Source organism: Halobacillus sp. ABH2_015 (genome assembly GCF_056158945.1).
In genome coordinates this window covers 3,828,561-3,837,774 of the sequence record NZ_JBSWUG010000002.1, presented here as the reverse complement: position 1 = coordinate 3,837,774, position 9,214 = coordinate 3,828,561, and the positions used below count along the sequence as shown (strand labels likewise).

11 protein-coding genes are annotated in these 9,214 nt (G+C 45.6%); 3 read left to right on the top strand and 8 right to left on the bottom strand.

The features are described from left to right. Nucleotides 1-441 precede the first annotated feature (441 nt). The 3 genes from ACXAD6_RS19875 to ACXAD6_RS19865 all read right to left on the bottom strand — a co-directional run bounded on the left by ACXAD6_RS19875 (nucleotide 442) and on the right by ACXAD6_RS19865 (nucleotide 2,618). On the bottom strand, nucleotides 442-1,242 hold the full coding sequence (locus ACXAD6_RS19875) for an SDR family NAD(P)-dependent oxidoreductase (RefSeq protein ID WP_474970326.1): 801 nt from the start codon (nucleotides 1,240-1,242) through the stop codon (nucleotides 442-444). A gap of 190 nt (nucleotides 1,243-1,432) precedes the next feature. After that, on the bottom strand, nucleotides 1,433-1,588 hold the full coding sequence (locus tag ACXAD6_RS19870; protein ID WP_169516172.1) for a hypothetical protein: 156 nt from the start codon (nucleotides 1,586-1,588) through the stop codon (nucleotides 1,433-1,435). A 250-nt stretch (nucleotides 1,589-1,838) separates the two neighbouring features. Continuing rightward, complete coding sequence (locus ACXAD6_RS19865) at nucleotides 1,839-2,618, bottom strand: 3D domain-containing protein (protein WP_474970474.1); 780 nt, start codon at nucleotides 2,616-2,618, stop codon at nucleotides 1,839-1,841. A 261-nt stretch (nucleotides 2,619-2,879) separates the two neighbouring features. Here ACXAD6_RS19865 and ACXAD6_RS19860 point away from each other — a divergent pair, with 261 nt between their 5' ends. Continuing rightward, a complete protein-coding gene (locus tag ACXAD6_RS19860; protein WP_474970325.1) occupies nucleotides 2,880-3,932 on the top strand; it encodes a class I SAM-dependent methyltransferase in 1,053 nt (350 codons plus the stop codon). Between the two features lie 42 nt (nucleotides 3,933-3,974). Here ACXAD6_RS19860 and ACXAD6_RS19855 read toward each other — a convergent pair whose 3' ends face one another. Further along, a complete protein-coding gene (locus ACXAD6_RS19855; RefSeq protein ID WP_474970324.1) occupies nucleotides 3,975-4,739 on the bottom strand; it encodes a MerR family transcriptional regulator in 765 nt (254 codons plus the stop codon). 188 nt (nucleotides 4,740-4,927) lie between these two features. Between ACXAD6_RS19855 and ACXAD6_RS19850 the strand changes: the two genes are divergently transcribed. After that, nucleotides 4,928-5,398 (top strand): DinB family protein, encoded by a 471-nt coding sequence (locus tag ACXAD6_RS19850; protein ID WP_027953246.1) that lies wholly within the window; start codon nucleotides 4,928-4,930, stop codon nucleotides 5,396-5,398. A gap of 222 nt (nucleotides 5,399-5,620) precedes the next feature. Here ACXAD6_RS19850 and ACXAD6_RS19845 read toward each other — a convergent pair whose 3' ends face one another. Further along, on the bottom strand, nucleotides 5,621-6,526 hold the full coding sequence (locus ACXAD6_RS19845) for a formate/nitrite transporter family protein (protein ID WP_474970323.1): 906 nt from the start codon (nucleotides 6,524-6,526) through the stop codon (nucleotides 5,621-5,623). A gap of 120 nt (nucleotides 6,527-6,646) precedes the next feature. Between ACXAD6_RS19845 and ACXAD6_RS19840 the strand changes: the two genes are divergently transcribed. Further along, entirely contained in the window at nucleotides 6,647-6,823 is a 177-nt protein-coding gene (locus tag ACXAD6_RS19840; RefSeq protein ID WP_474970476.1) for a hypothetical protein, read from the top strand. Nucleotides 6,824-6,853: 30 nt separating this feature from the next. Here the strand turns inward: ACXAD6_RS19840 and ACXAD6_RS19835 are convergent, their stop codons facing one another. The 3 genes from ACXAD6_RS19835 to ACXAD6_RS19825 are packed head-to-tail and all read right to left on the bottom strand — an operon-like array spanning nucleotide 6,854 to nucleotide 9,179. Continuing rightward, nucleotides 6,854-7,300 (bottom strand): DUF4064 domain-containing protein, encoded by a 447-nt coding sequence (locus ACXAD6_RS19835; RefSeq protein ID WP_474970322.1) that lies wholly within the window; start codon nucleotides 7,298-7,300, stop codon nucleotides 6,854-6,856. Nucleotides 7,301-7,318: 18 nt separating this feature from the next. Further along, a complete protein-coding gene (locus tag ACXAD6_RS19830; protein ID WP_474970321.1) occupies nucleotides 7,319-8,269 on the bottom strand; it encodes an ABC transporter permease in 951 nt (316 codons plus the stop codon). Beyond that, nucleotides 8,262-9,179 carry an ABC transporter ATP-binding protein gene (locus ACXAD6_RS19825; protein ID WP_474970320.1) on the bottom strand — a complete coding sequence of 306 codons (918 nt, stop codon included), beginning with the start codon at nucleotides 9,177-9,179 and terminating at the stop codon, nucleotides 8,262-8,264. The genes ACXAD6_RS19830 and ACXAD6_RS19825 overlap by 8 nt, the downstream gene beginning before the upstream one ends. Nucleotides 9,180-9,214 lie beyond the last annotated feature (35 nt).

The window sequence follows — 9,214 nt, the reverse complement described above, 5'->3', positions numbered from 1 at the left end:
GAAGTTGAGAAAGCGTTTGGCTGTCGTTTTCGGCGACAAATACTAATTTAACACGCATGGTTATTGAAGTCAACAACTATTTTTGTGTTTTTCACGGCGTATTTCTTTCCGTTGAGTCGCTCTTAATGCGACGTTTAATAATATACCATGGCTGTCCTTTATTACACAAGTGGTATTTTCATATTTTTTAAGATTAGGATGAAGAATACCGTATACATGGTGATCTTCCTACAAAAAAACGCGCTGGTATCAGCACGTTTTAATATCTTCCTTTTCTTTTTCTCATAAACTTCTTAATCAGTGGATAGACAATGGGTCCATACTTGGCTACTTTTCGAATCAATCGTCCCATCGAAATCACTCCTTTCCTTATAGAATAGGCGAATAGTTATCTTTTCCCTGTTTGAGTCTTTGGAAAACAAAAGAGTGGGAAACCGTTCCTTATCTCATGACCGTCCCACCTGAAACTTTCAATGATTCTCCAACAATGTTTTCTGAAGCAGAAGAAAGCAAGTAAACGATTGAACGTGCGACTTCTTCCGGGCTGCTTAACCTCCCAGACGGGATGCCCTCTTCAGCGAGTGCCCGCTGCTCCTCGTAGCTTCTTCCTTCCCTCTCTCCTTTTGTACGGATGGCTTCCTGCCCCATTGCTGTATCCACGTACCCCGGGCAGACCGCATTTACGCGGATCCCATGTTCAATGGCCTCAAACGCAAAAGACTGTGTAAAGCCGGTGATCGCGAACTTTGAGGCACTGTAAGCTGTATTGCTGTGCGTTCCTCGCAGACCAGAAAGTGAAGACAAATTTACGATCGAACCTTTCCCGTGTGCCTTCATCATTTGAAAAGCTTCCTGAGTAAAAAGAACCGTGGAAAAATAGTTCAATTCCATGACCTTCCGCATCTCCTCCTCTGTGAGGTCTTCCAGCGGCCCGCCGCCAATGATCCCCGCAGAGTTGACAACTCCGGTAACGGGCCCGATGGCCTGTGCTGCATCGTGGACAATTTTCTTTCGGTCCTCCGTCTTGTTCAGATCCGCTACACTTACATAAATCTGTGCCGCCCCATTGATGCTGGCGCAATCCTCTCTCAATGAAGAAAGCTTTTCCTCGTTCCGGCCGGTAATGGTTACATGACCTCCTGCACGGACAATTTCCTTCGCTGCTTCATATCCAATTCCACCTGTTGCTCCCGTTACGATGATATGTTCGCCCTTCAGAGCTTCTTTAGAAAAAATGGTCATCCTTGTCCGCCTCCTTGTGACTACACCATTACCGCAACGAGGACGACCTAAACCTTTGCATAAAAAAATCAGCGCCTATTGACTGATTCCGTCAAATAAGCGCTGATCCATGGGACTCTATTTTTTAAATAGTCGGCCATGTTTATTCGTCTCATATTTCTTCTCATAGCTGGCTTCACCACGTCTAAAGTTATTTACGTTTGTTATTCTGCTTACGGAAAGAGAAAAGAACCTTTCCACTCCGTGTGCGTTTTACCCCTTTACCTTTTTCCTGTGCCTGACCTTCAGGGCTGTTTTTGTAGTCCTGATCGAACAACTCACGGGCTTTTGAATAGAGCAGAGTCATCGTGGTGTCCTCCTTTTCTTTTTAGGATATGAAATGATTCCTCTTGATATTATTAGTAAAACGACGTTAATGCAAGCAAAATTTATGTTTTATAGCATTTTTTCTATTACATCCTTTTATATCAGGAATCATCCTTACTCAACGGTTTCCGCTGTGTTTGATTTTTAAACGTATTTTCGTTAATTGGAGAGCATTTCTCAAACAAATGTAAAAAAAGACGGCCCCGGATCAGGGCCGTCTTTCTTCTATATTATTCATAAACTTTTACTTCTACAGATTTACGTCCGAAATCAAGCGCGTCAGAACGGTCTTCCATATAGACGTCGATACGGTTCCCTTGGATCGCACCACCAATATCGCCGGCTACAGCCTTGCCGTAACCTTCTACATAGACTTCTGTACCTAGTGGAATCACATCAGGGTCGACAGCGATCACTTTCTGGTCCGGGTTGGCTCTAAGGTCAATACCGGTTGCTGTCGTACCGGAGCAGCCTTCACAAAACGCTGTATAAGCTGTCGCTTCCATTGTCATTGTTTTAACGGCTTCGTCCCCACCGGCAGGATTTGCTGATGTCTGTTCAGCTTCTGCCTCTTGATCAGATGAATGGCTTTCAGGAGCGCTCTGCTCTGTAGACGTTTCTACAGCCGAGCCTTGAAGAGAAAGCTCTTCGCCAGGGTAAATTAAATGGGAATCAATGTTGTTCCAGGCCTGAAGCTGTTCTACACTCACGCCATTGTCTTGACCAATACTGAATAGTGTGTCGCCGGAAACGACTTTGTGGACATCGCTGGATGAGGAAGCTTGTCCATTATTGTTGCCTCCGTTTACGGTCAGCGTTTGATTCGGGAAAATTAAGTTAGAGTTTAATCCGTTGTTATTTTTTATATCTTGCACAGACACATTATGGTTTTGAGCAATGCCCCAAAGTGTGTCTCCTTTATTCACTGTTACTTCTTCTGCACTTACTGCTGTTGCTGTTACTGCCGAAACCGATGCGACCGCCGCCAAAGAAACGATAGTTTTTTTCATCATGATTCAATTTCCTCCTTGGTAAACAGTCTCGCTCAGCTCTCGGCTAAGCGCTGCTTTAAATTCACAAGACCTACTCTAACATGTACAGCAAGGATTCCAATAACAGAAGAGCAACAAATACGTTTCATACATTACAAGGACTTTACCGGTCTGTAATATATAGAAGAAAGAAGGGTGCCCATATAATGAAGCGAAATATTGTAAACGTTTACAAAAATAAGTATAGTGAACCTTATAAAGGAAAAGGTGGGATCGTTGATGAAGGAAGCCGTACTCGAAAACCAGTCATCCAAACCTTACCATGAAGAAGATATCGGAAATACAGTTGTCCTCCCCCGGCATCGCGTTGACCTCAGGAAGTATTCGGAAAAGGAATACAATAAGTTCGTCCGCGTCAATACGGTGTCCGACTGGTCACTGTTGTCCTGGAAAGACGTCGGAAAACCTTTCGAAGTAAAAAGGTACGCTAAAGAACGGAAGGAATGGGAACAATCCAACGAAGTAACGATGGATCCTCACACCTCATGGACCTATTTCAACAGAGCCTTTCATGAGTGGTTCATGAAAGATGTACCCAAGGAAAAAGACCGGACCAAACAGGAATTCCTGAGCAGTCTTCGTTCGTTTCAACCGTCTGAAGTAAATCAGGCACTCGGAAACCTTGTACGACTGCACTTATGGAACTACGTGCACCGAATCCAGGACGGCATTTGGGATCCACGGGGAAAAAGAGCCCTGTTCCAGGGACTGCTCGTCCACCGCCCCCGTATTCTTTTTCTCGGAGCTGCGGAAGGATATGAAGCCATGCAGCTCGCTGCCATGTACCCCGGTGCAGAAATTGTCATGGTTGATTACGATGAATACTGCAAAACGACACGTTTTGCTGAGTTTCCGGAAAGCTACCCTTTTCTCGGACACAACCCAAAAACAGGCCAGGATAAAATCGTCTACAAGGATGACTTGAACATTGAATATGTGGTGGACGATATCCGGAACCTTCCTTATGGAAAAGAATTCGACATCGTACTTTCGGTAGGTCTGCTGGAGCATTTCCCTGATGAGTATAAACAGGAAGCGGTAGACTGGCACAGGCGTTTTTTGAAGGACAACGGCTATGCCGTTCTTACAACTCCGAGGAACCAGCTCCGGTCCCGCCTGTATTACCATGTAATGGCTGATGTGATGAATCATACTTACAGAGAACTGATGACCGTTGAACAGATGGGTTTATATATGTATGAGAACGGCTTTGACATCCTCAGGCACGGTTATATCAAAGTTCATAACGGACTGATCTGCCGCCCGCGGTAAAAAAAGATGGAGGCCGCCCATACGGGCCGCCTCCACCTTTTTTCACGAGGACACTCGGTCACAATAGATGTCGATGGCTTCATGAAGAAAAGCGGCATACCCTTCTCCCCACTGATCCAGATTTTTCTTGAATCGCGGATCGTGCACATACATGCTTCCCAGTCCCCTGAATATTTCCAGTGTACACGGATAAAAATGATCGGTTATATGTCTGCGCTTTTCACCAATCAACCGCTGCACCTCTGAATTACCGGGTCCATCCTTCATTCTCGCCGAGAGGCTCCGGTCAATAGCCATGCTTTCTTCCTGGATTTTTTTCCAGTCCTCGTCTTTATACTGATCTGTTCTTCTCTTCGACTCTTTGTAGGCATCCGTATGCCCCCACCGCTCCTCTACCTCAGCAGTATACTGCTGCTGGTGCTTTTCGATTTCCTCTTTGTTAAAGGGCGTGAATCTGTCTTCATGTGTCATCTCTTTTCCTCCTTGCAGGGACTGAAGGGATTGATCGACAGACGAGATCAGTTTTTCCAGTCGTTCTTTTTTCTTCATGAGCACCGTTCTATGCTGGGACAGGGCTTCCGCTTCATTGAAATCCGGATTTTCGATAATCTGCTGAATCCTGGCAAGCGGGAAGTCCATCTCTTTGAAAAAAAGAATCTGTTGAAGTTTTTTCACTTCATCCTCTCCGTAAAACCGATAGCCTTTCTCGTTTGTCCATTTGGGCGTGAGCAGGCCGATCTCATCATAATGATGGAGCGCCCGGATACTGGTGCCGGCAAGTTCCGCCATTTCCTTCACTTTGTACATCGATCATCACCTCCTCTTTAACCATAAGCGCTCACGCAGCGTAAGGGTCAATCCTTTTTCACGAAACAAGGCATTGAAAAAAAACACTTATTTCGTCGTTCTATGTAGTTTTTCACCTCAAAAAGGAATTCAGACAGAATCCGCAGAAGTAAAACATGAAATACCATTATAAATGAGGTTGTGTTCTTATGAATATGTATTGCCAAAGTGCGTTTCATCAGTTGGAAGTAGTCATCGCCTCCCTTTCTGAAATTATTGGTCAGCTGACAGAAGAAGATATGCAGTTAAGGCCGACCCGGGGCAAATACTCCATCGGCGAACTGCTGGCCCATATGGCCACTATTCCGGCGGCCGACGGATACATAACAGAAGGGGCCTCAAAAGAAAAGATGGAGAGGTTCTATGAAACGGTCAACATGAAAACGAAAGAGGAAATTCTCGATCATCTTTTTCATAACTTTGCCCAGTTGAAAGCCCAGTTTGAATATTATACAGAAGAAGAACTCCAGGAAGAGACGACCTCCTGGTGGGACGTACGCTACACCCGGTATGAATGGCTCGTCCAGATCGTTGCTCATATGTACCATCACCGCGGGCAGCTGCAGGCTATGCTGGTGCATTCCTACAACAAAGACCTTGAAGTGCTGCTGTTTGAATGAAAATAGAGACCTGTTTTCATAGTCATCATCACCAAGCGCCTCTAAACATCGAAGTCTCCACGGAAAAAAGTCCGTGTTATCCAGGTAGAGTTGGCCGTATGTCGTATGGAGGGGCACGTTCTGCTTATCAGTGGATGCCTAAGGTACTTTCAAGAAGTGGTGCTCCTGACGGCAAGAAAAAAAGCCTGCGGGGAAACAGGGGTTTCTCCGCAGGCTTTTGTCTTATTTTTTCTTTGAACCATTGGTTCTCCCGAGTGTGGTCTGGATATCTTCCTTATAGGCGTAGGAAAACAGCAGGGAAACGAGAATCCCTCCTCCAATCAAGTTCCCGATACTGGCGGGAAGCAGATTAAGAAGGATGTATTCATACCATGTGTATTGATCTGAAATTAGAAAACCCATGCTGAAATAGCCCATATTTGCTGCACTGTGCTGGAAGTTACCAGCAACAAACAGGATAACCGGCAGCATCGTTCCCAGTATTTTCCCTGTAATATCGCGGGCAGCCGTTGTCAGGAACGCGGCCATACCAATCAGCCAGTTGGCCAGCACCCCGGAAATCAGAATCTGGAACCAACCTTTCCATCCATGATCAAGAAATTTCATTTTGTGATCCAGATACATGGATAGTTCAGTATTGAACGTAGTGGATAAAGAGCCGGACATATAAATGAGTACAGCTACCATAAAGGCACCAAGAATGTTACCTACATAAGAGGACAGCCAGAATTTATAAATATTCCTGCTCATTAATCCCTGCTTGTTAAATAAGTAGGAGGGCAGAAGAACGTTGACTTCTGTAAACAAAACCGCTCCCGAAATGAACACCATCGAATACCCGGCGGCGAATCCGAGGCCGGATAGCAGATGGTAAAGTCCTTTCGTCTCCACTCCAACAGCAAGAAGGATGGAGAACACCGCCCCGAAGGTCATAAAGGAGCCCGCTGTCAAAGCCAGCAGAAACTGGGCCCTGAACGGTTTATTTAAGTGATCTCTTCCCTTTTCCCCGAATTCGTCGACGATCTGGGATGGAATATAAAACTGCCGGCCGGGCCGGTCTATTTTTTTTCCGTTTTTTATCTCTTCATGCTCTTCCTGTTCTTCCACGTAATCCTCTTCCCTGCTCATGACTCATCCCTCCAATGATTACTGCATTCCCCGTTCTGAAAAAACATAATCCCTGCATAACAAATTCTCCCTGTGAAAAAGTAAGAGCAGGAAAGCAGGAGAAAGGAAGGATGGATCTGAGTGATGACACAGGACAAATTGTGCCTCGCCTGTAACGGCGAAGGATTATTAATGGACGATGAGGCATGGCGTTACACGTGCCGGATTTGTGGAGGGAGTGGATTCCAACCCCAGTACGGGCGTGTGTATGACCGCCAGGCTGCCGAAGTGGACGAGCAGAACCGCTACATGGATTAAAAAAAGCACAGCCGCGGCTGTGCTTTTTCCTTAATAATCGATTGTGCCTCCATCTTCTACGGTAGATTTCTTCTTACGAACAAGAGCGACGATTCCTGCAATCAGGAAGGCTGCCGCTCCGAAAAGACCCATGCCGAAGGTGGCAAAGGTGAAGATGACAGCGGTAATGATCAGAATGATACCCGCGGCTTTCGGCTTTTTATCCCCTTTAAGGAAGACGATTGCCAGTATTCCCAAGCCGATGGCAATCAGCGAAGCGATGAGGACAAACATTGCAAAAGATCCCATAGCGTCTACAATTTGATTGATGTTCATTTGACCTTCCATCTGCATTTCCGGAGAATTCATAAAGCTCTCTAGTTCCTGACGCACCTGCGGATTATCCTTTGCATTCAAAAGGACCCCGCTCAAAATAACAGGCAGTCCAAACAAGACAATACCGATAACCGTAAGTACAATTTCTGCTGTTCGTTTCATATCCAATTCCTCCTTTAATTATGATCCAGCGATGTCGCGCTTCGTGAAAAATACCCAGGATAATAGCAGGAATACTATATAATATACCGCTAAAACCGTTACAGAAAACCCAAGAGTCAGATCGGGAATGATCGGTGATCCCTCGAAAAACTGGTTCAAGTTCGTGTTAGCGAAAAGAATAAACTTCGCCCATTCCTTTTCAATAAGGAAGAAAATGATGGAACTTCCGGCCATCATCAAGAAAATGCTTAAACCGATGGCAAGCGATGTGTTCCGGAATATAGCAGCAATCATGAATGCAAAAGTCGTCATAATGGTTAATTCTATAAAGCTCAAACCATATTTCAACAATGAAAAAGAAAACAACCCTGTGTTTTGATAGTCACCATTCTGTTGATAGACGTAAGTTTCTGAAAAACCTTCGAGACCGAACAGAGCAGCGCCCGTAATCAACGAGAACACATACAAAAACACCATCATGGCCAGCGCGTATGTAAGGACTGTAACGTATTTGGACAATAGAATTTTCAGCCGAGTAATCGGACGGATCAATAACAGCTTGATCGTTCCCCAGCGAAATTCATTTGCAACAATTCCCGCACCTACAATAATAGCAAACAAGCCGACAAGTGCAGAGAGTCCCAGATTATCTCCGACAAAGTCCCAGCCGTTATATGCGGTCGGTGCAAGATCGTTATCAATCCGATACTGGTTCTCCTCCATATTCCGGTAGTTCGGATATTCTACTTCTCCTGTGGGATCCTCCATCAATTGTTCGTTCTGCTCCTGCAATTCCTGCTTCCAGTTATCCCCGCTCGGCACGTCGCCGTTCGTAAAGGCTGCATCCACTTTAAAAAGGATGCCCGCCCCTAAAACCAGCACGGCCAGGATTACCATCATAATCCAGGTGGATTTCTGATGGAGCAGCTTCATCCATTCATTTTTGACTAATTGAAAAAAATTACTCAATGGCTCCCTCTCCAATCAAATCTAAGAATTTATCCTCGAGTGTGGAGCGGTGGATATTTACTCCATAAATCCGGATCCCTTTTTGAACGAGCCCGGAAACGACGTCAGGGATCGCCTCTTTTGTCATCTGGACGGTCAATGTCTCTTCCCCGGCCTCTACGTCTTTACCCGTCAACTCTTTCAAGGCTGCGGCACTCTGACCGACCGGTGATGCCGTGAATACGACTTCGACATCCTCGCTCTGGTGTGCTTCGTGAACCATCTGGATGGAAATCAGCTCGCCATTTTTAATCACGCCCATCCGGTCACACATCATTTCCATCTCGGAAAGGATGTGACTGGATACGATGACGGCCACTCCTTCTTCTTCCGCAAGTTTTCTTATGTAGGCACGGATTTCCCTGATACCTGATGGATCCAGTCCGTTGGTCGGCTCATCCAGAATCAATACGGATGGATTATGGAGAAGGGCCTGGGCAATACCAAGACGCTGTCTCATGCCGAGGGAATACTTCCCTGCTTTTTCCTTGATCCGATTTTCAAGGCCGACAAGTTTGACCACCTCATGAATTCTCTCTTCTGTAATCCCCGGCATCATTCTTGCATAGTGAACAAGGTTTTTCCAGCCACTTAGGAACGGGTACATCTCCGGATTTTCAACGATGGCACCAACGTGGCGGACCGCCTGCTTGAATTCTCTGCTTATGCTGTGTCCCTTAATTACAACATCGCCTTCGGTCATTTCAATCAATCCGACCATCATTCGGATTGTAGTTGTTTTTCCAGCCCCGTTCGGACCAAGAAAACCGAAAACCTCTCCAGCATGGATATCAAAATCCAACCCTTTGATGATTTCTTTCCTGCCGATGGTCTTCTTAACATTCTTCAGCTGCATGACTGCTTCCGACATTTCTTTCCCCTCCTTTTTTCTTAGTCTCCAATATA